Genomic DNA, 23,326 nt, shown 5'->3' with positions numbered 1-23,326 from the left:
GGGAAAACTTAGGGGACGTTGTTGACTAAGTTGACTACTGACACGAGAAGGAAAAATGCCAAGGCAAGCAAGATCGGATTCACTGATACCTTACGCCACGCAATCGTCAGGGGAATCGACGAGCAGGACCAAGAACTTTGTCTTTCGGCGAAATATGGCGCGGCCGGAGGGATTTGAACCCCCAACCCCCAGATCTGTAGTCTGGTGAACTGCTCGGCCTCATGCGGAAAGAGTATTTATAGTCTGCTTGACGGCACTTCGGCGGGATGGATGCTTAGGTATTCCCTCACTTCGAGCTGCATGCGGTCGATCTCCGCCAGAAATCCCGAAACCGCGCCGTGATAGTTTTCAGGATTTGTTTCCACACGCCTTAGATGCGCAACCTGTTCCTGAAACCGAGCAATGCGCTCCAAAGTCACCTTGAGTTCCTGATCGTTTGCAATCATGTCTGCTCCTCCACGATTTCAACGATGCCCCTGCACGTCCCATCGCGCTTGATCTGCCACCGCGCGAGCATCTGGTTTGAAATTTCTGGCGCACCCGGAGGATTTGAACCCCGCCAGTGAAGTAGAATACCGACTTAAAAACTAAGCGACTCGGCGGACTTTAATTTTACCCGCGTATTTTTCAGCTTGAGCTAGATCGTAGGCGGCCTGTAGGCGAAGCCACGTGTCCGCGCCGCCGCCGAAAGCTTTATCGAGCCGGATCGCCATCTCCGGGGAGATTGCCGCCTTGCCGTTCACCAGATTGTTAAGAGCCTGGCGCGTCACTCCGAGCGCGCGCGCAGCCTCGGTGATCGTAAGGCCTAAAGGTTCAATGCAGTCATGGCGGACCGAGAGACCCGGATGCGGTGGGTTCTTCATAGGCATAGTTTTTTCTCCTAGTGATAATCGATCAAATCCACGTCGTAGGCGTTGCCATTCTCGAAGCGGAAGATGATCCGCCAGTTTCCCGACACCGAAACGGCCCAGAAGCCTTTAAGATTCCCCTTCAGGGAATGAAGCTGAAAACCGGGGAGCGCCATGTGTTGAACGGCCCCCGACTCATCCAAGCGAGCCAGAATACGCCTGATCTTATCGAGATGCGCTGCGGAAAGCCTGCGGCCGTCGTTTTTTTCATAAAGCGCCCTTAGCCCCCGGTGCCTAAATGACGCGATCACCGGATCATTCTAAGATGACAAGTAACGCTTATCAACCCTAAGCGCAAGGATGAATTGCTTGGCGCGCCCGGAGGGATTTGAACCCCCAACCCCCAGATCCGTAGTCTGGTGCTCTGTCCAATTGAGCTACGGGCGCGAATCCGTGATCGTGCTCGTTGCTCGTGCTCGTACGAACACGAATCACGAACACGAGACACGAAATACTGGCGGAGAGAGAGGGATTCGAACCCTCGGTACCCTTTTGAGGTACACACGCTTAGCAGGCGTGCGCCTTCGACCACTCGGCCATCTCTCCCTAGATACAAAAGCCGTGATCGTGCTCGTTGCTCGCGCTCGCCACGAACACGAATCACGGACACGAGACACGTTATTGTGACGCTGGCGGAGGGGGCGAGATTCGAACTCGCGGTCCACGAAGTGGACGCCGGTTTTCAAGACCGGTGCCTTAAACCGCTCGGCCACCCCTCCCGCGGCGCGAATATTTCATAGTAAACAGTCGCCGACCAATAGGCAAGTTCCGTTGCGTCAGGCGATCCGCTCCAGCCCTCCCATGTACGGCCGCAACGCATCGGGCACCACGACGCTCCCGTCTTTCTGCTGATAATTTTCCAGCACCGCCACCAGGGTTCGGCCGACGGCGAGCCCGGAGCCGTTCAGTGTATGAACATAATCGCTGCGTGTTTTTCCCGGCATGCGATACCGTATAGCGGCTCGACGCGCCTGAAAGGCTTCGAAGTTCGAGCAGGAAGAAATCTCCTTATAGGCGTTCTGCCCCGGCAGCCAGACTTCGATGTCGTACGTCTTGGCTGCGCCGAACCCCAGGTCGCCGGTGCACAGCGCGACCACCCGGTACGGGATTCCAAGCTTCTGGAGTATCGTCTCCGCATCGCTTGTGAGCGATTCGAGCTCCTCGTAACTCTGCTCGGGACGGGCGAACTTCACCAGCTCGACCTTCTGGAACTGATGCAAGCGAATGATGCCGCGAGTGTCCTTGCCGTAACTCCCCGCTTCGGAGCGAAAGTTGGCGCTCCAGGCACAAAATTTGAGCGGCAATCGCTCCGGGTCGAGAATTTCCTCGCGGAATAGATTGGTGAGCTGCACCTCCGCAGTCGGACTCAACCAATAATCGGTGCCCTCCAGCTTGAAGAGATCGCCGGCAAACTTGGGTAGCTGACCCGTCCCGGTGAGCGCCGCCGTGTTGACGATCGAGGGCGGGAAGACTTCGGCATAGCCGTTCTCGCCGGTGTGGACGGCGAGCATGAAGTTGGCGAGCGCCCGCTCCAACAGCGCCCCTTGCCGATGGTAAACGACAAAACGAGCGCCGGCGATTTTCGCCGCGCGAGAAAAATCCAGGATGCCCAATTCCTCTCCCACTTCCCAATGGGGCTTCGGCTTGAAGTCGAAGCGCGGAATCTCCCCCCACTTCCTGACCTCCGGGTTTTCTTCAGGTCCCGAGCCCAAAGGCACGCTTTCGTGCGGCAGGTTCGGAATCGTCAGCATGAATTCTTCAAACCGCTTCTCTATTTCCGCCAGCGGCGCTTCCGCCTTTCGGATCGCCTCGGTCAGGGCCTCGACTTCTTTCATCAACGCCGCCGCGTCGCCGCCGGATTTTTTGACCTTGCCGATCTCGCCGGAAAGCCGGTTCTTCTTTTCCTTGAGCCTTTCCCATTCGGCGAGCGTCTCCCGGCGCTCACGGTCGATGGCGACAAACTTCTCCCATTCGATCTTCGCCCCGCGAGCGGCGATTCGCTCTTTGACCCGGTCGAGATTTTCTCTCAGCAGTTTAACTTCGAGCATGGCTGTAGGTGCCCGCGATCAGCAAACCCTCACCCTTGCCCTCTCCCTCAGGGAGAGGGTTGGGTGAGGGAATTCGATTCTCGTTGAAAGCTGATAGCTTCCTTGCTGATCGCTTCTTTTCTAACTAACTTCAAACGCATTCTCAATGTGCTCGACGACCGGCTCGCGGGCGCCGAACGCGATGCCGACCACGTCGAACCTGGCGTCGCGGTTGTGGAGTTTGTGCTCGCTCAGGAACCACAGCGCGGTCTTGATCATCTTCTGCTGCTTGCGCGGATGAACCGATTCAAACGGGATGCCGAAGCGCTCGTGGCGGCGGGTCTTTACCTCCACGAAGACGATCACCCGCCGGTCCAGCAGGATCAGATCCACCTCTCCCATCGGGCAGCGATAGTTGCGCTCGACGACGCGGTATCCTTTCTTGGACAAATAGCGCTCGGCGATGCGCTCGCCCTCCGCGCCGAAAATCTGTCGTTGATCCTGTCCGCTCATCTTTCCGCGAACAGAGCGCCGGAGAGCAGTTGGCCGGCGCGTTCGAAAGCCTTCCACACCGGGCTGAAGCTCCGCCGGTGAATCGGACACGGGCCCAGGCGCTTGATCGCTTCCGCGTGCGCTTGAGAGCCGTAGCCCTTGTGTTGACGGAAGCCGTACTCCGGGTAGAGATCGTCCAGCTCCGCCATGATCTGATCGCGCGCCACCTTGGCGACGATCGACGCCGCGGCGATCGAGTGGCAGACGAGATCGCCTTTGACGACGGCCTTCTGCCTGGGAAAGGCGAGAGGCATGAGGCGTGAGGCGAGAGGAAGAACAAAATCGTCTCGGTCCTGTTCCCCATTTCCTTCCGCCTCTCGCCTCTCGCCTTCCGCCTTGAAAAATTCCAGTGGAATTTTATCCCGGCCGTCGATCAAGAGCAGCTCCGGCATCGGCCGCAGCCGCGCGACGGCGACGCTCATCGCCAGCAGGCTCGCGCGTAAAATGTTGATCCGGTCGATCTCCTCGGGGCCGACGATTCCCAACGCCCACGCCACCGCTTCCTGCTTGATCCAGCGCGCCAATTCTTGCCGCTTTTTAGCCGTGAGAAGCTTCGAGTCGCGGATATCGGGATGAATCACGCCGCGCGGAAAAATGACCGCCGCCGCGACCACCGGCCCGGCCCAGGGCCCGCGGCCGACTTCGTCCAAACCGGCGACGCGCTTGAGCCCGCGCGCGTATCCTTTTTCTTCGAGCAGCGTGTCCGGGCGCCGAGGCAACGCAAAGTCTTCGGACAACCAGGCCTGGGACCGTTTCATCGCCGTCCATTGTTAGCTAAAAGGAGACGGGATGGCAATAAAAAAAGCTGTCAGCCGTCAGCTCTCAGCCATCGGCTAACCCTCACCCTCTCCCTCAGGGAGAGGGTTGGGTGAGGGAACTCGGTCATGGTGATAGCACGGATTGCCGATCGCTGACCGCTATGTTAAAAAGTTCCTATGAAAATCACCCGCGAAGAAGTCCGGCGCGTCGCCCTGCTGGCCCGTTTGCAACTCTCGGCAGAAGAAGAAATTTCGCTGACCGAGCAACTCGACAAGATTTTGGAGTACATGGAGAAACTCCAGCAGCTCGACACGGAGAAAGTAGAGCCGCTCGCCCACGCCGTGGACGTCGTCAACGCCTTTCGCGAAGACCGCGCCGTCAATAAGCCGCAGGCTGAAAAGCTGCTGGCGAACGCCCCGGCCAGGGAGAAGACTTTCTTAAAAGTTCCCAAGATCATCGAATGAGCCTTCACACCTTAACCATCCACGAGCTAAGCGCGAAGCTCAAAAAACGCGAGGTTTCTTCAGTCGAACTAACGGAAGCGGTCTTCGCTCGAATCTCCTCCGCGGAAGCGCGCTTGCACTCGTACATCACGCTCTGCCGCGAGAGCGCATTGGCCGAAGCCAAGCGCGCCGACGAGCGGCTGAAGAGCGACGGCGACGAGTCTCCCCTGCTTGGCATTCCGATCGCGCTCAAGGACATTTTTTTGACCGAAGGAGTCCTGACGACGTGCGCGTCGAAAATCCTCGGCAACTTCATTCCGCCGTACGACGCCACCGTAGTCAAAAAGCTCAACGCCGGCGGAGCGGTGATCGTGGGCAAAACCAACATGGACGAGTTCGCCATGGGCTCGTCCACGGAGAACTCGGCGTTCGCGGTCACGCGCAATCCATGGAACACCGAGCGCGTGCCCGGAGGATCGTCGGGAGGATCAGCCGCGGCCGTCGCCGCCGACGAATGCATCGCTGCCCTGGGGACCGATACCGGCGGCTCGATCCGCCAGCCCGCCGCTTGCTGCGGCATCGTCGGATTGAAGCCGACGTACGGGAGAGTAAGCCGCTACGGCGTGATCGCCTTCGCCTCCTCGCTGGATCAGGTCGGACCGATGACCAAAGACACGATGGACTCTGCGCTCATGCTCGAGGCGATCGCCGGACACGACCCCGCGGATTCCACTTCCGTTCCCGCGCCGGTGCCGCCTTATGCGAGTTATCTCGACGGAAACGTGAAAGGACTCAAAGTAGGCCTGCCGAAAGAATATTTCATTCCGGGGATGCAGCCCCTGGTGGAAAAAGCGGTCCACGATGCGGTGCGGACGTTGGGGAGAAACGGCGCCGAGGTCGTCGATGTCTCGCTGCCGTATACCGAGTACGCGGTCGCGGTTTATTACCTCATCGCGACGGCCGAGGCGAGCTCCAATCTCGCGCGCTACGACGGTATGAAATACGGCTACCGCGCGCCGGCCAAGGATTTGGCCGAGACCTATTTCAAGACCCGGCAGGAAGGCTTCGGCCCGGAGGTGAAGCGGCGCATCATGCTCGGGACCTACGCTCTCTCCTCAGGTTATTACGACGCTTATTACCTCAAGGCGCAGAAAGTGAGAGCGCTGATCAAGCGCGATTTCGAAGAAGCGTTCAAAAAATGCGACGTTATCGTCACACCGACCGCCCCGACGACCGCCTTCAAGGTCGGCGCGAAAACCGCCGATCCGCTGGAAATGTACCTGTCGGACATTTTCACCATCTCGGTCAACCTCGCGGGGCTTCCCGGCCTCTCGCTCCCCTGCGGCTTCGACTCTGAAAGTATGCCGATCGGGTTGCAGATCATCGGCAAGCACTTCGACGAAGCGACGATGCTGAAAGTCGCGTACGCTTACGAGCAAGCAACGGAATGGCATAAAAGTAAACCGAAGCTCTGACGCATCAACAGCTTGATGATATAATGGGGCGAATGAATAAAGCGGTTGAAACTCTGGACCTTGACGGGAGATTTCCTACGCTCTCGGAAATCTTAAACAGTAAGGATCTTCAACGAGCCTTCAATCGGCTGAGTGCAATCGGCAAAGACGCGGAAGCCTTGTTTCACCAGGCCGAGAGCGATCTTCGCTACCTAAAACGTCGCCTGAGTGTTCAGCTCTTAGCGAATGCCTACAAGAGGCAGTTGCTGGACGAAAACCAATCTATCCGGACCGTTTACGAAATCTACACCGCCGCTCTTTTGGCCTCCATTAGCGACGACATCGAGCTGCATGCACCGGGCAAGGGAAACAAAGATTGTGATTTTCGTGTCAGAATCGCCGGCTGCGAGATTTACGGGGATGTGAAGACCCGATGCGGCGAATTACCATTTAACATCCCTCCAGAAAAGGACGCTTCGGGCAACGAGATGTACGCAGGCTCCAGGGCTACCGTTGACTATCGCGTGGCTGAACGAATGCCTCCAGACGAGCTTGACAGATCGACTCCTGAGAGTGGAGAGCTTAGAGAGATCATCATAGAAGATGCGCTACCCAAATTTCCCGAAGGAAAACCGAATTTGATCGTGCTCGGTCTCATTGACGCCTTCGGTTTCCCTTCGACGACTCGTGAAAATTTGATGGCGGCGGTGTATGGCGATGCTTTTCATCTCTTTCGCGGCGGAAAACATATTCCAAGCCGCTACCCGAACGGCGTTTTCGACGATCCGACGTACGGTAAAAAGATTACTGCCATTGCGTGGTTCTGCCTAAGACGAAGCAGGCAGGGATTGATCAGGCGTTCCGGGATATTTTTCAATTCGAACGCGACAAATCCTTTTCCAGAAGAGGTCAAGTCGTTACTGGAACAGCTTCTTGATCGAGAACACTTGCTCCATAGAGAACTTGAGGCAATCGTGGAAAAACTAAAGAGCCGCTACCAGCCGCAAAAAATAATTCTCTTCGGCTCATTGGCCCAAGGAGACGTCAAAGAAGGAAGCGACATTGACCTGGCCATCATTAAGGAAACGGCGAAACGACCCCTTGACCGATGCCTTGAGGTCGCCGCAGTTACTCAACCTTCAGTGGCGGTCAATTTTCTCGTGTATACACCCGAAGAGTTCGAGAGAGAAACCAAGACCGGGAATTTCTTTGTAGTCGATGAGATCCTTAAAAAGGGCCAAATCCTCTATGAGCGATAGCAGCCGATGGATAGAGCTTGCCTTAGAAGACGAAAAGATGGCGGATCTCGCCTACGGCGAAAAGCTTTTCAATCAAGTCTGCTTCCATTGCCAGCAAGGAGCCGAAAAGCTTTTAAAATCTTTCTTGGTCGAAAAACAGGGAAAATTCCCGAAAGTCCACTCGCTACTCGAACTTCTAGGACTTGCAAGCCACATAGATCAAAGCCTCAATATGTTAAGAAATCACTGCCTCTACTTGGACCAGTTCTACGTGCCAACTCGTTATCCTGACGCGCCCTTAGGCAGCCTCGCTCAAGGAGCGCCTAACCAAGCCGATGCCAAGAACGCCATCGACGGTTTCAGACAAATAAAAGCGACCATCACTCAGAAATTGCCTTGACAGCCGTCATGAATTACGAAGCTGTAATTGGCTTGGAGGTCCACGCCCATCTTTTGACCGAGTCGAAGATCTTCTGCGGCTGCCCGACCCGTTTCGGCGACGAGCCCAATTTCAATACCTGCCCGGTGTGCATGGGATTCCCCGGAGTCCTCCCGGTGCTGAACAAAAAAGTCGTGGAGTTCGCCATCCGCGCGGGGCTGGCGACCCATTGTGAGATCGCCCGAACCAGCCGTTGGGCGAGGAAAAATTATTTCTACCCCGACCTGCCGAAAGGCTACCAGATCAGCCAGTACGAGCTGCCCGTGTGCGAGCGCGGCTTCCTGGAGGTCGAAGCCGGCGGCGCGCGGAAAAAAATCCGCCTCACGCGCATCCACATGGAAGAAGACGCGGGCAAAAACATCCACGACGTGCGGGGCGACTACAGCCTCGTGGACTTGAACCGGGCCGGCGTGCCGCTGCTGGAGATCGTGAGCGAGCCCGACTTGCGCAGCGCCGAGGAGGCTGTCGCCTATCTCAAAAATCTCCGCGCCATCCTCCAGTATCTCGAAATCTGCGACGGCAACATGGAGGAAGGGAGCTTTCGCTGCGACGCGAACGTCTCCGTGCGTCCCGCGGGCTCGCGCGACCTCGGCACGAAAGTCGAAATCAAAAATCTGAATTCCTTCAAAGCGGTCGAAAAAGCGATCGCGTCCGAAATCGAACGGCAGATCGATACGCTTGCGGAAGGGGGCAGGCTGACCCAGGAGACGCGGCTGTGGGACACCGAGCGCGAGGTCACCCGTTCGATGCGCTCGAAAGAGTTCGCCCACGATTATCGCTACTTTCCCGATCCCGATCTTCTGCCGCTCGTCATCGAAGAAAAATGGATCGCCGAGATTCGCGCGTCTTTGCCGGAGCTGCCCGAGGCCCGCAGGCAGCGCTTCATCGCTGAGTACGGCCTGCCGCCTTACGACGCCGAGATCCTCACCGGCCGCCGCGACGTGGCCGATTACTTCGAGGCGGCGGTTAAAATCCACGCCAATCCCAAAGCCGTCAGCAACTGGGTGATGGGAGATCTCTTCCGCGTAATCAAAGAAAAGAAATTGGATGCCGCGCTGCGCATCGCCGACTGGCCGGTTCCGGCCGAGCACCTGGCCGCGATGATTAAAATGATCGACGGCGGAAAAATCAGCGGCAAGATCGCGAAAGGACTTTTTTCGGAGATGCTCGCGACCGGCGCTTCCCCCGAAGCGATCGTGCGCGACAAGGGTCTGGAGCAAGTCACCGATGCCGGCAGCATCGAGAGCGCGGTCGATCAAGTCCTAGCCGCTTACTCGAAACAAGTTGCTGACTACCGCGGCGGCAATGAAAAAGTTTTCGGCTTCCTGGTCGGCCAGGTGATGAAAGCGACGCAAGGCAAAGCCAGCCCGCAAGCCGTCAACGACCTGCTGAGGAAGAAACTGCAGCCTTGAGTCGGTAAATTACCGACGGCTTCTCAATTCCAAATCACGTCAAAACTCTGAGCTGCGGCATAAGGACCGCGTCCCGGCGGCAGCTATTGCCTACCTGCGCTTATCCAAGAGAGGTCAACTCATGACAAACACTCATGTTTGCCGTTGGCGCGGAGAACCTCTCCCAGTGGCATGTATTCTGCTCCAGACCAGGAGACATGAAGTTTGTTTTCCTCACCGTCCTCTGCCTCCTGTTGAGCGCATGTGCCGCCACGGTTTCCTCTAAACCGGAGATTTATCGGATCGGCGAGCTGGAAGTGAGGCTTTACAAGAATCATGAGAGCCTGGCGCAGCAGCTTCCTCCGGTCCTCTCTGCCGTGCAGGCTCTGAGCGTGGGCGGCACACAGGTGAAGGTCATGGGTTATTTCGACCGGCAAAACAAACGGATCTATTCCCTCGACGATACGCGCGTGCTGCTGCACGAGCTCAAGCATTATCTGGAGCCGGACTGGAAACACCACGTAGGATGCGTGGCGCTGGAGGAGCACGCGGGATCACCCTGCAGAAACGAGACTCATCCGGAAGCCGCCCGCGCCAACGCGCACGGCTTCGACCTTCTCACGGAGCCGCCACTCTAACGCGATCAGGCACGGACAACGGCCCCGCTTTTCCCCGCTGGCCTTTCCCCTATCCTTCCCTGCAATCTAGAGTTAGGGGTTGTTAAAAAATAAATTTTCCAATTTTCCATCCTGTCATTCGCGTTGCTCAGGATGACAGAAACTCGCGTGACAATGCATTTGTAAACTTCATTATTCCTCAGACGCTTAACAATCAGAAACGCCAGGCGACGCTTGTGGTGACCACGTGGCGGTGATAGTCGAAAGGCGCCAGGTTCGATTTCCCCTGGTCGAAGAGATACTCGATAGCGACGGTAAAATTTTCCAGAAAATCCTTGGCGAGACCGGTGAGATGGACCGGCTGGCGGTCCCGCCGGCGAACGCTGCCGGGCGCCGTCGCTGGAAGGATGCTGTTGTTGTATTTGTAGGCACGCCAATGAAAATCCAGGTCGTAGCGGAAGCGGATCTCCCACCACGGCAGCGTGTACTGGAAGCCGGTCAGCAGTCGATTTCCCCAGTAACTCCAATTCTCTCCCTCGGCCAACTCCGCGTCATACTGATAACCGAGCTTCAGGTAATGGCGTCCCTTTTCGGCGAGAACGAAGTGCGTCCAGCCTACCATATAATTGTTGGCATCGCGGATCTCGCGGCGAACAAAATCTTCATCGTGGAAGAAGTCTTTCGCCTGGTAGCGGTACTGAAAAGTGGTTACATTTGACTCGTTTTCGGAAATCGACACGTAAGGAGTAACGATCCAACGCTGGGTAAAGGGGCTATTGCCGAGCGAGATATAGTCATAGGCGATCAAAAAGCCGGCCGTATAAGGAAGACTTCCGAGCGCTCCGGGCAACAAACCGCGGTTGACGACGCTGAGGGTGGGAGTGTTGCTCTGGGTATTAAAATCGGTCAGACGGTTTTCGTGGGCATGCAGGAACCTGTGAGATATCGTCCCCTCCCAGTCCGCGGACCGCAGCCAGGTGTAGGCGAGATCGAGAACGACAAGCTCTCCTTCGCTCTTTTGTCTTTGCTGGCCCGTCCGGATGCTTTTCACCGTCGGATCATCGCTGCGATCCGGGATCACGGCCGGGTTGGTGTCATAGAATACGCCCAGACGCAGCTGGCCGTGGAAACGCTTGTCCGCGGCCGCCGACTTCTCGAGAATCTCGCCGAAGCGCTGGGCGGGCGCCGTTAGAGGCGAAGCGGGTTGGAGGCGAAGCGCCTGGTCGATCTCTGCCTTCGCCTGGCCCAGCGCGCCCAGACGCGCCAGAGTCACTCCGGTGTAGACCGAGTTAAGCTGAGCGAAGTTGTCGTCGCTCGGAACGTTGGCCTTTAAATAACCCAGCGCCTCGCGAAAATTCTGCTTGTTGAATTCGATGACGCCGAGGTAATAGCCGATGTTGGGCCGCTTGGGATCGGCGCGGTAAACTTCCCGCAATAGAGGCTCCGCCCTGTCATATTCCTTTTGCGCGAAGTGAAGCGTGCCGAGCTGGAAAGCGACATCGATGTCTTTGGGATTTATTTTGCGCGCTTTCTCGAAGGCCGCTCGGGCATCCGTGGGACGCTCAAGCACCGTATAAACCAGTCCCTGATAATACAAAGCATCCAGATTCTCCGGGTCGAGGCGCAAGGCCTCCTCCAATTCCTTCAATGCCTCCTGATATCTCTTTTCCCCATAAGCGATGACCGCGCGGTCTACGAAAATCGCCGCTTGAATCGATCTTTCGCTGGTACCCTGCGCGCGGGCGACGGCCGCCGGCAAAATGGCCGCCATAAAGAAAAGGGCCATAACGGCCCATGGTATTGAACGTGATTTAGTCATTCTACGTATGCCAGGGTCACATGAAGCAAATCCTGGCGCTGATTATTAATATCACTCGGTCAAATTGTCAAATGAGAATTGGGTTTTTATAACCCGCCGGAGCCAAGTCCATTGACAATTATTATTCGTGGCGATAAAAAGCAAGGCCATAAGTTTTCCAGCAAACGGAGGTCTTCCATGGGAAGCTATCGCCTCATCGTCGGCGCTTTGTTTCTTCTGTCCATCACATTTGAGCAGGGCTCCCTTTATGCGCAGCAGCAACCGGCCGGAGTCGTGACGGCCGTTCAAGGACAAGCCCAACTGACGCGCCAAGCTCAGCCGACGCAGTTGCGCCAGAAAGACGGCATTCTGATTCGAGACATCATCGATACGCGCGAGAAATCTTCCGCGCGCATGCTCTTCGGCGGCAAGGCCAGCGTTACCGTGAGGGAACTGAGCCGCTTTGAGGTGCAAGAAGAAACGCTTCCCGGCGGGGCCACACGCTCGACCGTTCAACTCAATTCGGGCGCGATTCTGGTCAACGTGGCGCGCCAGCTCATGAAGCCGGGCGACGAAATCATCATCAACACCAACAACGCGGTCGCCGCGGTGCGAGGCTCGATGGTTTACGCCGAAGCCGTTGATGCTGCGAGAAGCACTTTTGCGCAGTTATCGGGCGAGGCTCTTCTGAGGTGCCCTCCGCCGGCAACCAGCCCCTCCGCCAACCTAACTCGATTCACTGCGACGGAAATCACTGGACAGGGCGTCAACTGCAACGTTGGGGAGATCAGAAACATCACAGAGGAATTCGCCGCCCTTCTGCTTCGGCCATTCCAACTTCCTCGAGCGGTAGGCGCAGAAGCCAATGGGGCCACGATTGTAAAGAACGGTATCGCCGATACGGCGGTTATCGCCGATGCAGCCTTGGTAACGGGACAGACGCCAACCCTGCCAAGTCCAACACCTCCGGGTGCGCCGCCGCCGCTTCCGGGAGGAAATATTCCTCCGGTCATTACTACGATCAAACTGCCTAAACCCATTCGGTGATGCTGAAGGTGATGATGATGTCGACGCTTCAACAAACCGGCAATCCCGCGGGGCCGGCGGTTACCCGCCCGATCAATCGGGGAAAGGTTTATAGACGCCGGTCGGCCAACGAACTTATTCCCCAGGAGATAGCAGTGAAAAAGAATGTCTCGGTTTTCGTAGAAATGTTTTCTGCTCTAGTTTTTTTCGCCGCGCTCTTGCTCACACCTCCGGCCGCATTCGCCGCGCTTACCGAATTCTTCGCCGCCACCGGAAAACTCTCCCTTTCGGTCGATGGCGCCGGATCGAACTCCGCATCCCATATTGCTGAGGTTGATAAGCCAAATGCTTCCGCGACCGTGCGCGCTGCTTTCGTGCTGGCCGCCTCGACAGGATTCAGCGGCCGGGTGCTCAACAACGGCGACGTAACGATCAATGGAACTCCCATAAATTGGGACGCCCAAGTCTCCGGCGCTATTAACAATTCGAACCATCTCGCCGATGTTACCTCGATCGTAAAACCCACGGTGGATGCCGCTGCGGCGGGACGCGTGGCGTTTACGTTCACGGAAGTCGCCACGGTTGGCATCGAGGGCGAAATTCTGGTCGTAGTCTTTGACGATCCATTGCAAACCGCGGACACCACCGTCAGTCTCCTCTTTGGCGCGCAGAACATAGCGGGCGATACCTTTTCGATAACTCTCGCCCAGCCGATCGATCCCAATGCTGCGGGGGCCCTGGCCGACATGGGCTTGGGAATTTCTTTCGGCTTTCAGCCATCGGGGCAATTCAGCCTCGTCAATGTTAATGGCCAGAGACTCACGACCTCCGCAGGAGGCCAGGACGACGGTGGATCTTTCAACGGTGGTTTGATTACTGTCGGAGGACTTGACGACTCCAATGCAAATCCTAATCCCACCGCCCCCCCTACAAGCTTTAGGACCGACGATGAGCTTTACTCGCTGCTTCCATTTATTACGTCATCCGATACGACCATTTCAGTTTTCTCCCAGAACCCTTCCAACGACGACAACATATTCTTCGCATACTTTCATCTTTCCGGGGCTGCGATCGTCGGCGAGGGCATCGTGCTGAGCCCGACCAGCGCTACCAACCCCCTCGGAACGCAGCATACCGTGACGGCCAAAGTCACTGACAACACCGGAGCGCCGATTCAGGGCGAGTTGGTGACGTTCAATGTGATTGCGGGCCCGAACGCGGGCGATAACGGCACCGGCACGACGAACGTCAACGGCGACGCTACATTCACCTACACCGGTGACGGAGGGGCAGGAACCGATCAGATCCAAGCTTCGTTCGTAGATTCGAGCGGGCAGGTACAGACTTCCAACACCGTCACTAAAGATTGGACGACCGCGGCCAATACTCCTCCGGTGGCTGACCCACAGTCGGTTACGACGACTGAAGATACCCCAAAGCTTATCACGCTCACCGGCAGCGATGTCGATAATGATCCGCTGACTTTCACGATCGTAACTCCACCTCAGAATGGGACGCTGTCGCAGCTCGTGCCAGCCTCGAACAGCCAGCTATCCAGGGCAAAGCGTCGGCTCAAGGCGCGGCTGCAGAAGGAAAAAAAGAGACCGGGTACAGTGGCTTCAGCACTTCGGTCGAAGCAACTGACCGCGATCATCCAAGCCACGGTGGCAAACTCGGTCACCTATACGCCCAACCTGAATTACAACGGCCCGGACAGCTTCACCTTTATAGTCAACGATGGCACCGTGGACAGCCCGCCGGCCACGGTTAACATCACGGTAACGCCGGCGCAGGATGCTCCGGAGATTCAAAACCTGACGTTCGCTCGCAGGGACTCTCCCGACCCCGGGTATTCTACCCCCGGCATCGCCGCGCTGCTCGAGTTCCGCGATATTGACGATGATTTTGACCGTCTGAACGTCACCTTGCTGAAAGCCAAGAACAAACCTAAAGGCTGCGGACCTGACGTTGTTGAATCGGATGAGGAATCCATATTCCCCTTTTCCGAAAATAGGACCGACCCCGATGCCAATCCATTCGACTTTGAAGCGACCGAGATAAAGACGGTGGAAATCGGCCCAAAAGCCATGGCAGTGGCGGCGGCGCAAGGCTGCAGCATAACGTTGGAGATCACGGCATTTAATATTCGGGGCGTAGATCTAGCCCAGCATGGCTCGAACGTATTGTCGGGAACCTTCAGCATCGATAGCGACACGGCAACGACGACGGCAACGCTAAGCAAGCAGTCTAGCAGCAGCAATCAGCTTCGAAGCGGCAATGGGACGAAAAAAATCGCTGCGCCCGTAATTCGTTAAAAACTTTTTCTCCGGACTAAAGGGGAGAGGGGGCGTTGAGCCGCTCTCCCCTTTTTTTTCTATTCGCGCTTGTACGAATCGATCGTACGCGCTTCCGTGGAGTATTTTCCGTAAGCGCTCAAGGGATTTATCGACAGAAACGTCCAGCCTGTGGTAGAGTCCCGCAAAGATCGGAAAGGAGTATGCAAATGAACAAACGCGCTTTCGCCTTCGGCGTGCTTCTGTGCTTGTTCGCAACGACGCTGATAACGCCGCCGGCTTTTGCCGACTTCTGCTTCCAGCTCAACGGCGGTCCGTTCAGCGGCGACATCGGCTTCTTCCGCTTCAAAGCTTCGCGGCCGAAGACGGCCGGGAAAATCGAAACGCTCAGGGGCAGGACCGCCGGACTCAGCCCCGCCTTCGGCACCGCTACGGTGGCGAAAGACGGTAGCTTCTCCGAGTTTGCCGTTACCTTTTTTATCGACGCAACGCAGGGGCAGTTCGATGTATCTTTCTTTCCCCCGACAGCCACGTCCGGTTCCGGCAATGGCGACTACGGCGCTTACGGAACGACTTTCGGTGTCACGGTCAACGTCGTGAACTGCAATCTCGAGCCGTAATCAAGGTTCTGTGGGCTCTTCCTCCCGGCAAACAAATGATGAGATCACACCTGTTGATTATTGTTCTCGCAGTAATGACGCTCCTAACGGGCTGTCGGGAAGATTTCGAAATCAAGGTTTCGCAGGTACCAGGACAACCTCCGACGCTAGGATTCAAGTCGCGAGGAATATTCGGCGGCAGTATGGTGGAAATACGACAGTTGTCTGTTGGTCGGGTAGTGGCTCAGGCTAAGCCACATGAATTAGTTTGGGCTATTCAGACGAAGCTAGAAACTCCAAAACCCATTGCAGAAATTACATACGGGATTGTGCCAGAAGGATTTGAAGAGTTCATTCCTGCTCAACGTCTGCTTGTGGGAGAGCGCTATGACATAATTGCTGGAAAGCCCGGTAGCATTGGAGGCGCGGTTTTTACAAAAGAATAGTTTCTTTAAGTTTGTAGGAGACCTGCGAATACCCATCTTTAGAACCAATTTTAGTCAGCGGCGGGCGCAGCTACTTGCCGCAGCATCGCTTGTATTTTTTTCCGCTGCCGCAGGAGCACGGATCGTTCCTGCCGATCTTGGCGCCGTCGCGCTTCAGCGCCACGGGCCGCGCCGGCTCTTCGCTGCCGCCGTGGCTCAAGACCATCCGCAGCGGCCGCTGCTGGACCTGAATCTCTTCCACTGCGGCTTCCCGCGCCATTTCGATCGTGAAAAGCTTCTGAACCACGTCCTCCTGGATGCGCTGGATCATCTCCTCGAACATCTCGAAGCCTTCCTTCTGGTATTCCTGCAGGGGATTTTTCTGCCCGTAGCCGCGCAGCCCGATGCCTTCCTTTAAATGGTCCATGTTGAGAAGGTGATCCTTCCACAGCGTATCGATGGTTTGCAGCATGATCACCTTCTCCAACTGGCGCAGCATCGGCGCGCCGAACTGCGCTTCCTTGCGCTCGTAGGCCTCCGTGACCTTTTGGACTACCCGCTCCTGGACCTGCTCTAAAGTCAGCTCCTCCTGTTCCTTCTCGGAAAATTCGAGACGGAAGGCAAATTGGTGATAGAGCGCATCGCTGAGTCCCTTGAAATCCCACTCCGAAGGATCTCCTTCTTTTTCCGCATAGCGCGCGGCGATCTCCTCGGCGAGCCCCGCGGCCATCTCCAGCACCTCTTCCTTCAGGTTTTCCCCTTTGAGAACTTCTTTTCTCTGATTGTAAATGACCTCCCGCTGCTTGTTCATCACGTCGTCGTACTCCAGCAGGTGCTTGCGGATGTCGAAGTTGTGGGCCTCGACTTTTTTCTGCGCGTTCTCGATCGCGCGCGTGACCAGCCCGTGCTCGATCGGCACGCCCTCTTCCATCCCCAGGCGGTTCATGATGCCTTGAATCCGCTCGGCGCCGAAGATGCGCATGAGGTCGTCTTCGAGCGATAGATAAAATCGCGAAGAGCCTGGATCGCCCTGCCGCCCGGATCGCCCGCGCAGTTGGTTGTCGATGCGCCGGCTCTCGTGGCGCTCCGTGCCGATGATGTGCAGCCCGCCGGCGGCGACCACCTTTTCTCTCTCTTCGGCGCAGACTTTTTGGTACTTGCCGAGGATCTCGTCGAATCGTTGGCGGTAGGCCTCCGGCGCCTTTTCCAATTCCTCGCGGACTTCCTCGACGATCTTCACGTATTCCTGCCGCTTCGACTCGTAGTTTCGCTGCGCCGCGCGGATGGCTTCTTCATAAGGCCCACGCACTTCGTCACAGCGCGCCTCCGCCTCTTCAAACGCCCGGCGCGCCGCTTCGTACTCGCTCACTTCGGCCGCGTGTTCCCCGCGCGAGAGCACCGAGTTGGCGACGGCGAACTCGTAATCGTTCACCCGCTGCTCGTAATTTCGCCTGGTCTCGTCGAGCGCCTCCATGATCTCCGCTCTGCGGCCGTTCCCCTCCTGCCACCGCTCCAGCGATTGGTCGAAAGTCTCGCGCGCCTCGTCGAATGCTTCGCGCGCGTCTCGCGCGACGGCGTCGCCCGACGCCGACAACGACGACTCCAGGGTCTCCTTCGCCTTGAGATAACGTTCGGGAATGCCGTTGAGCTCGTGCAGGGCTTCGATCAATTCCGTCGCCGATATCTGCTCGTATTCTTCTCTCAAGTCCCGGAAGGGAGAAAGCTCTCTTAAGCGCCGCTGGCTCTCGGTGAGTTTCTTGAGCGAGTCGCTGCGCTGTTGCTCGAACAGTTCCCCCTCTTTGCGGTATTGTCTCTCGGCCTTTTGAACTTCCTCGTCGTATTTTTCCCTGAGCTCTCTGAGCGTGTCCTCGTAGCGCGTAGCGCCCTGCAGCGGGAGCTTCGCCGAGCGGCTGATCCATTCGTGCTCCATGTCGGCGCGCGCGAGAAATTCCGGGTTGCCGCCGAGCAGAATGTCCGTGCCCCGCCCGGCCATGTTGGTCGCGATCGTGACGGTGCCGAACCTTCCCGCCTGCGCGATTACCGTCGCTTCCGCCTCGTGATTCACGGCGTTGAGGACGTTGTGCTTCACGCCCTTCTGCTTGAGCAAGCGGGAAAGGCGTTCGGATTTCGCCACCGAAGTGGTGCCGACCAGAACCGGCTGGCCTTTCTCGTGGCACTGCTCGATCTCGTCCACCACCGCGTTGAACTTCTCCTTTTCGCTCTTGTAGACCATGTCCGGGTTGTCGGTCCGGATCATGTTCCGGTGCGTCGGGATCACCGCCACGTCGAGCTTGTAGATTTTCTTGAACTCGGTCGCCTCGGTGTCGGCCGTGCCCGTCATGCCGGCGAGCTTCTTGTACATGCGGAAATAATTCTGGATCGTGATCGTCGCCAGCGTCTGGTTTTCCTCGCGGATATGCACGCCTTCTTTCGCTTCGATCGCCTGATGGAGACCGTCGGACCAGCGCCGGCCGGGCATCAGCCGGCCGGTGAACTCGTCCACGATGATCACCTCGCCGTCCTTCACCACATAATCCACGTCGCGCTTGAAGATGGCGTGCGCCTTGAGGCCCTGGTTCACGTGGTGCAGCGTGTCAATATGACGCGGGTCGTAGAGATTGTGGATGTTGAGCAGGCGCTCCACTTTCGCCACGCCGCTCTCCGTCAGGGTCGCCGTGCGGCTCTTTTCATCGACGGTGTAGTCGCCTTGCTTCTCGATGGCGGCGCGCTTTTCCTGGGATTGATCTCCTTGAATCACCGCTCCGCGCTGCAGTTTGGGAATGATCCGGTCGATGACGTAATATTTGTCGGTCGATTCTTCCGCCGGACCCGAGATGATGAGCGGCGTCCGCGCTTCGTCGATCAAGATATTGTCCACCTCGTCGACGATGGCGAAGTTCAGCTCGCGCTGGACGTATTCCTCGAGTGAGAATTTCATGTTGTCGCGCAGGTAGTCGAAGCCGAACTCGTGGTTGGTGCCGTAGGTGATGTCGGCCCGATAGGCCTCTTGGCGCGAGATTGGGCGGAGGTTGAGATAACGGTAATCCTTGGTGACGTATGTTGGATCGAAAAGATAGCTCGCCTCGTGGACGATAGAGGCAACCGTAAGACCGAGCGCGTGGTAGATCGGTCCCATCCACTGCACGTCGCGCCGAGCGAGATAGTCGTTGACGGTGATCAGGTGAACGCCCTTCCCCGCCAGCGCGTTCAGATAGAATGGCAGCGTCGCGACCAGCGTCTTGCCTTCGCCGGTCTTCATCTCGGCGATCTTCCCCTCGTGGAGAATGATGCCGCCGATCATCTGCTCGTCGAAATGGCGCAGCCCGATGGTCCGCTTCGAGGCCTCGCGCGTCGCGGCGAACGCCTCCGGCAGGATCTCGTGTAAAACGTCGGCCGTCGCCTGGCGCAACTCCTTCTCGAGATTCTCCACCTCGGTCTTGAGATCCTCCCGTTCTTCGGCGGGTGCGGCCAAAGCCCGGGTTTGGGCCTCTTCGAAAGCGGCGCGCGCGCTCGCCGTCGCTTCATTGATTCTTTTCTTGAACTCGTCTGTCTTGGCCCTAAGGTCGGCATCGCCGAGTTTTTCGAGCTGCGGTTCGAGGGCGGCGATCTGTTCGACGACCGGCCGGATGCGCTTGATCTCGCGCTCGTTCTTGGTGCCGACGATCTTTTTAACCAGATTCAACATACGTCAATCAAAATACACGATTCTACGTTGAGGATTCAAGGCAAAGGAACGCCCCTCAGCGCTCGATCCGGACCGCCGAGTCCACCTTCTCGCCGAGAAAGCGCCGGCCGACTTTGATAAAGCGGTCCGGAACGTCGGTGACGAAAAAACTCGCCGCGCCCTTCCCGCGCTCGCGTTGCAGCGAGCCTTCCCCTAACAATCTGGAAACCTCGTTGGCGGTCTCTTCGGCGGAATCGACCAGCCGAACGCCGCGTCCCAGGAATTTCCGGAGCGCTTTTTTGAGCAAGGGATAGTGCGTGCAGCCTAGGATCAACGCATCGATTCCGCTGCGCTTCAACCCGCTAAGATAAGATTCCACCGTCATCTCGACCACCTTATTGTCGAGCCATCCTTCTTCCACCAGCGGGACAAACAACGGGCACGCGCGACTGTATACTTCGACCTTTGGATCGATGGCCCTCAGCGCTTGCGTGTAGGCGCCGCTCTGGATTGTGGCTTCGGTGCCGATCACGCCGATTTTTTTATTCTTGGTCTTCGCTACTGCCGCTCTCGCGCCCGGCTCGATCACGCCCACCACGGGGACGGCGAGATTCTGTTGAAGGGCTTTAAGAGCGACGGCGGTGGAAGTATTGCAGGCGACGACGAGCAGCTTCACGTTCTTCTGAATCAGAAAGTCGGCGTTCTCAAACGAGTAGCGCAGCACGGTCTCGACCGACTTGGTCCCATACGGCGAGCGCGCTGTATCGCCGAGGTAGACCGTGTTCTCCTTTGGCAGGACTTCCATGATCCGCTGGAGAACAGTGAGACCACCGATGCCGGAGTCAAACAAACCGATAGGATTGTCATTGTTCATTTTCGATTTTAGATTGCCGATTTTAGATAAAAACCCGATCTCCCATTACCATTTCATCCTGTCTTCTCTTCAATCGAAAATCTAAAATCCAAAATTGGCGAGCCGGCTGCCCAGCTCTTTCTCACAGCTCGGGGCAAAGCCGAAGACCTGCTCCCAGACCTCTTTGGATTCCATGCAGAGATATACAAACACAATGGGAGACGCGGCGCGAATCCAGCGGAGCATCTTACGGTAGATATCGACCCGGAGAGGCTGGAAGTAGCGCAGCTTGCCGTCGGGACAGAGAATCTGCTCACCCGTCGGCAACCGACTCAGCGGAAAACGCGAGCGCATGACCCGCTTGAGGCCGGGAGTCGTGCGCAGCACGCCCAGGCTGATCCAGGCGATCCGGCGGTGATCCACCGCGGCAAAAATCCTCTCGACCATTTCGCGATAATCTTCCTCCCAGCCGGGGTACTCGACTATGGGATCGAAGTGAAAGCCGAGCTTGTAGCCCCCAGCCTGGCAGCGCCGCGCCGCCACCAGTCTCTCCCCGAACGACGCCGTGTCGTGCTCGTCGGCGTCGATCACCTTCTCGGGATTCATCGACCAGGAGACCACCACGCGCTCCTTGGGGTCGAGCTGCACCAGCCCATCGACGCAGTCGCTCTTGGTCTTTAACTCAAGGAGAACGTTCGGCTGTTCGGCGAAGAAAGGAACGACTTCGGCGCAAAAGCCGATGTACGGATCGAGCGCCAGACTGTCGGTGATCTCGCCGGTGCCAATGCGAAAGAAAAACTTCCGATGGCGGCCGAGCAGCGCGTCGGCTTCGCCGAGCAGATCCTCGATGTTGCTGAAGACCTTGAGCGCCGGATTGTCGGCGAGGTACTCCTGAAGATAACAGTAGCTGCATTCCATCGGACAGTTGCTGGCGAAATTGATGACGAAGTAGTTGCAGCAGACCTGTCCGTCGCTGCCGGGGCACTTCTTGAGAAACTCGCCACGGTGGCGTGCCAGTAACAGCTTCCGCTTTCCATCCCCGAAAACATCGCGCGACGCGGTCGGCGAGTCTTTCCCCCAGAGTTGATCGGTAAAAGCAAACGGAACGTTCGGAAAAGCTCGTTTGAGGTTTTTATAGATCGAGCTTTGCTCCGATCCCGACTCGACGACGATCTCCTGCGGCTCGAAGTTTTTCATGCAACCTGTTCCCCGCGCAGCAGAGCGAAAATTTCTTTCATCCCTTCTTGATCGACGACGCGCGCCAGCTCGGCGGACAGACGCTTCAGCTCGTCGTAGCTGGCGGCTTTCATGCCAATGGTAACGGCGCCCCCCTCGAGCCCGGCAGGAACCGTCAGTTGAAATTGCGGCTTGAGCTTCATCTCGCGCACCCGCCGGTGGATCTCTTCCTCGATCCGTGCCAGCCGCGGAAAGCGCTGCCGGCGCAGTTCGTCTTTGATGCGTTTGACCTTATCGTTGCGTCCCCGGCGCGGATCCGAAGCAATTCGACGGAGCGCGTCGCGGCTCAAGATTTGCGCGACGCTGGCGCCGTCGCGCAACGCGATCTCTTCGAGCCATTCGAGAATGTCCTTGAAATGATTCTCCCCGATCGTGAGCGTCTGCGCCAGGTGAACGAGGGCTTGCCGATCGGATTCACTCAACTTGAGCCAATGCTGTAGCGTTTGCTCGTGAAAGCCCTTGAGCCGGCAATAGTCCTGGATTTGCTGATCGATCATGATCTAGTTCTCCAATAAAATCAGTGAGTAAGGCCTGGTACTGTAAAGCTTCCCTTTCTCGCAGTCTTTTCCTGGCTCCCTGGGCCAAAACCTCTACTTTGCGCGCCATCGTCTCGATGGCCCACCTCCTCTTTTCCCCCCGCAGCCCGGATTCGAGCAGCTTTTTGATCGCCCGGACGCGAAACCGGTCCAGCCCCCAGGTCGATCGGGACAACTGGTCCGCATGGCCGCCCCTTTTGATCACCAGCGGCTCCCGAATCAAATGGACGGGATGATCTGCGGCAATGCGCAGCCACAGGTCGTAATCCTCGCATACGAGGAAAGATTCGTCGAAGCCGCCGGTGGCTGTAAAAAGATCTCTCGTCATCAGAACCGCCGACGGACTGACCAGACAGAGTTCGAGACTGCGCCGAAAGATATCGCCCGAGGGCTTGCGGTGCTTGATCCTGGGATTCACCCGGACGCCGTTTCTGATCCAAACCTCTTCCGTCTGGCAGATGCGGCAATCGGGGGCTCGCCGCATGAAGCCCGTCTGGATTTCGAGCTTGCGCCGCTGCCACAGGTCGTCGGAGTCTAAAAACGCGAGATAAGCGCCGCGCGAGCATCTCACCCCGAGGTTGCGCGCGGCGGCGACGCCGCGCCACGCTTGCGCCACGACGCGCACGGCCGATCCGTATCGCGCCGGGAGTTTCTCCGCCGTGCCGTCTTCCGAGCCATCGTCGACGACGACGATCTCGAAATCGCGATAGCTCTGCGCCAGAACGGACTCGACCGCTTCGCGAAGCATCGGCCAGCGGTTACAGGCCGGAATAATTACGCTCACCAAGTCAGGCATGACATTCCTAACTAACTTTAAGACGCCGACATTGCAAGAGAAACTCGCTCGCCGCCGGTTTTGTATTGACAACGCCGAACGAGTTTGGCTACTATCCTTCCGTTTTGCCCGACGGCATTTCTTTCGCGCCCAAAAATTTCGCGCCTGGGATTTCCGTCGCGACATCGGCCCGCAGACCCGTCGCCAAAGAGCGCGAGCTATCGATCATGTGGCGCTGGAACAACAACCTCTCGGCTTCGGATAAAAGCTCGACTTCGGTCATCGACCGGGG

Annotated in this window: 23 protein-coding genes and 3 tRNA genes; 10 read left to right on the top strand and 16 right to left on the bottom strand. The window is 57.4% G+C overall.

Annotated features, from left to right (window positions below; all coding sequences use genetic code 11):
- Window positions 1–236 precede the first annotated feature (236 nt).
- The 9 genes from VGL70_08430 to VGL70_08390 all read right to left on the bottom strand — a co-directional run bounded on the left by VGL70_08430 (window position 237) and on the right by VGL70_08390 (window position 4,245).
- Complete coding sequence (locus VGL70_08430) at window positions 237–446, bottom strand: hypothetical protein (protein ID HEY3303543.1); 210 nt, start codon at window positions 444–446, stop codon at window positions 237–239.
- Between the two features lie 141 nt (window positions 447–587).
- A complete protein-coding gene (locus VGL70_08425; protein ID HEY3303542.1) occupies window positions 588–869 on the bottom strand; it encodes a HigA family addiction module antitoxin in 282 nt (93 codons plus the stop codon).
- Window positions 870–880: 11 nt separating this feature from the next.
- Window positions 881–1,159 (bottom strand): type II toxin-antitoxin system RelE/ParE family toxin, encoded by a 279-nt coding sequence (locus VGL70_08420; protein HEY3303541.1) that lies wholly within the window; start codon window positions 1,157–1,159, stop codon window positions 881–883.
- A gap of 59 nt (window positions 1,160–1,218) precedes the next feature.
- Window positions 1,219–1,295 (bottom strand) — tRNA-Arg (locus VGL70_08415).
- A gap of 68 nt (window positions 1,296–1,363) precedes the next feature.
- Window positions 1,364–1,454, bottom strand: a tRNA-Ser gene (locus VGL70_08410).
- An 84-nt stretch (window positions 1,455–1,538) separates the two neighbouring features.
- Window positions 1,539–1,627 (bottom strand) — tRNA-Ser (locus VGL70_08405).
- A gap of 57 nt (window positions 1,628–1,684) precedes the next feature.
- Complete coding sequence (gene serS, locus VGL70_08400) at window positions 1,685–2,956, bottom strand: serine--tRNA ligase (protein HEY3303540.1); 1,272 nt, start codon at window positions 2,954–2,956, stop codon at window positions 1,685–1,687.
- Between the two features lie 120 nt (window positions 2,957–3,076).
- Complete coding sequence (locus tag VGL70_08395) at window positions 3,077–3,448, bottom strand: YraN family protein (protein HEY3303539.1); 372 nt, start codon at window positions 3,446–3,448, stop codon at window positions 3,077–3,079.
- Window positions 3,445–4,245, bottom strand: coding sequence for a ribonuclease HII (locus VGL70_08390; protein ID HEY3303538.1), 801 nt, complete (start codon window positions 4,243–4,245; stop codon window positions 3,445–3,447). The genes VGL70_08395 and VGL70_08390 overlap by 4 nt, the downstream gene beginning before the upstream one ends.
- 177 nt (window positions 4,246–4,422) lie before the next feature.
- Here VGL70_08390 and gatC point away from each other — a divergent pair, with 177 nt between their 5' ends.
- The 6 genes from gatC (at window position 4,423) to VGL70_08360 (ending at window position 9,849) form a co-directional block, all read left to right on the top strand.
- A complete protein-coding gene (gene gatC, locus VGL70_08385; GenBank protein HEY3303537.1) occupies window positions 4,423–4,710 on the top strand; it encodes an Asp-tRNA(Asn)/Glu-tRNA(Gln) amidotransferase subunit GatC in 288 nt (95 codons plus the stop codon).
- The gene (gene gatA, locus VGL70_08380; protein ID HEY3303536.1) at window positions 4,707–6,164 is read left to right on the top strand and encodes an Asp-tRNA(Asn)/Glu-tRNA(Gln) amidotransferase subunit GatA; all 1,458 of its coding nucleotides are present in this window, start codon (window positions 4,707–4,709) and stop codon (window positions 6,162–6,164) included. The genes gatC and gatA overlap by 4 nt, the downstream gene beginning before the upstream one ends.
- Before the next feature lie 32 nt (window positions 6,165–6,196).
- Complete coding sequence (locus VGL70_08375) at window positions 6,197–7,402, top strand: nucleotidyltransferase domain-containing protein (GenBank protein ID HEY3303535.1); 1,206 nt, start codon at window positions 6,197–6,199, stop codon at window positions 7,400–7,402.
- The gene (locus VGL70_08370; GenBank protein ID HEY3303534.1) at window positions 7,392–7,781 is read left to right on the top strand and encodes a HEPN domain-containing protein; all 390 of its coding nucleotides are present in this window, start codon (window positions 7,392–7,394) and stop codon (window positions 7,779–7,781) included. The genes VGL70_08375 and VGL70_08370 overlap by 11 nt, the downstream gene beginning before the upstream one ends.
- An 8-nt stretch (window positions 7,782–7,789) precedes the next feature.
- A complete protein-coding gene (gene gatB, locus VGL70_08365; GenBank protein HEY3303533.1) occupies window positions 7,790–9,232 on the top strand; it encodes an Asp-tRNA(Asn)/Glu-tRNA(Gln) amidotransferase subunit GatB in 1,443 nt (480 codons plus the stop codon).
- Between the two features lie 197 nt (window positions 9,233–9,429).
- Window positions 9,430–9,849 (top strand): hypothetical protein, encoded by a 420-nt coding sequence (locus VGL70_08360; protein ID HEY3303532.1) that lies wholly within the window; start codon window positions 9,430–9,432, stop codon window positions 9,847–9,849.
- 193 nt (window positions 9,850–10,042) lie between these two features.
- Here VGL70_08360 and VGL70_08355 read toward each other — a convergent pair whose 3' ends face one another.
- Window positions 10,043–11,614 (bottom strand): tetratricopeptide repeat protein, encoded by a 1,572-nt coding sequence (locus tag VGL70_08355; GenBank protein HEY3303531.1) that lies wholly within the window; start codon window positions 11,612–11,614, stop codon window positions 10,043–10,045.
- 111 nt (window positions 11,615–11,725) lie between these two features.
- Here VGL70_08355 and VGL70_08350 point away from each other — a divergent pair, with 111 nt between their 5' ends.
- The 4 genes from VGL70_08350 (at window position 11,726) to VGL70_08335 (ending at window position 15,991) form a co-directional block, all read left to right on the top strand.
- The gene (locus VGL70_08350; GenBank protein ID HEY3303530.1) at window positions 11,726–12,673 is read left to right on the top strand and encodes a FecR domain-containing protein; all 948 of its coding nucleotides are present in this window, start codon (window positions 11,726–11,728) and stop codon (window positions 12,671–12,673) included.
- Between the two features lie 134 nt (window positions 12,674–12,807).
- Entirely contained in the window at window positions 12,808–14,967 is a 2,160-nt protein-coding gene (locus VGL70_08345; protein ID HEY3303529.1) for an Ig-like domain-containing protein, read from the top strand.
- A 188-nt stretch (window positions 14,968–15,155) separates the two neighbouring features.
- Entirely contained in the window at window positions 15,156–15,566 is a 411-nt protein-coding gene (locus VGL70_08340; protein ID HEY3303528.1) for a hypothetical protein, read from the top strand.
- Between the two features lie 182 nt (window positions 15,567–15,748).
- Entirely contained in the window at window positions 15,749–15,991 is a 243-nt protein-coding gene (locus VGL70_08335; GenBank protein HEY3303527.1) for a hypothetical protein, read from the top strand.
- 70 nt (window positions 15,992–16,061) lie between these two features.
- Here the strand turns inward: VGL70_08335 and secA are convergent, their stop codons facing one another.
- From secA to VGL70_08305, 6 genes are all read right to left on the bottom strand, one after another.
- The gene (gene secA, locus VGL70_08330; protein ID HEY3303526.1) at window positions 16,062–19,655 is read right to left on the bottom strand and encodes a preprotein translocase subunit SecA; all 3,594 of its coding nucleotides are present in this window, start codon (window positions 19,653–19,655) and stop codon (window positions 16,062–16,064) included.
- A 55-nt stretch (window positions 19,656–19,710) separates the two neighbouring features.
- The gene (gene murI / locus VGL70_08325; GenBank protein ID HEY3303525.1) at window positions 19,711–20,508 is read right to left on the bottom strand and encodes a glutamate racemase; all 798 of its coding nucleotides are present in this window, start codon (window positions 20,506–20,508) and stop codon (window positions 19,711–19,713) included.
- An 81-nt stretch (window positions 20,509–20,589) separates the two neighbouring features.
- On the bottom strand, window positions 20,590–21,684 hold the full coding sequence (locus VGL70_08320; protein ID HEY3303524.1) for a radical SAM protein: 1,095 nt from the start codon (window positions 21,682–21,684) through the stop codon (window positions 20,590–20,592).
- Window positions 21,681–22,220 carry a hypothetical protein gene (locus VGL70_08315; GenBank protein HEY3303523.1) on the bottom strand — a complete coding sequence of 180 codons (540 nt, stop codon included), beginning with the start codon at window positions 22,218–22,220 and terminating at the stop codon, window positions 21,681–21,683. Before VGL70_08315 ends, VGL70_08320 begins: the two co-directional genes overlap by 4 nt.
- Entirely contained in the window at window positions 22,138–23,055 is a 918-nt protein-coding gene (locus VGL70_08310) for a glycosyltransferase family A protein (protein HEY3303522.1), read from the bottom strand. The genes VGL70_08315 and VGL70_08310 overlap by 83 nt, the downstream gene beginning before the upstream one ends.
- Window positions 23,056–23,146: 91 nt before the next feature.
- Window positions 23,147–23,326 (bottom strand): hypothetical protein (locus tag VGL70_08305; GenBank protein HEY3303521.1); only part of this gene is annotated, 180 nt, incomplete at its 5' end.

The sequence above is a fragment of the Candidatus Binatia bacterium genome (assembly GCA_036504975.1).
In the GTDB taxonomy this organism is placed as follows: Bacteria; Desulfobacterota; Binatia; order UBA9968; family UBA9968; genus JAJPJQ01.
Note: the sequence above shows the minus strand (reverse complement) of the source record. Positions and strands in the feature narration are given on the sequence as shown.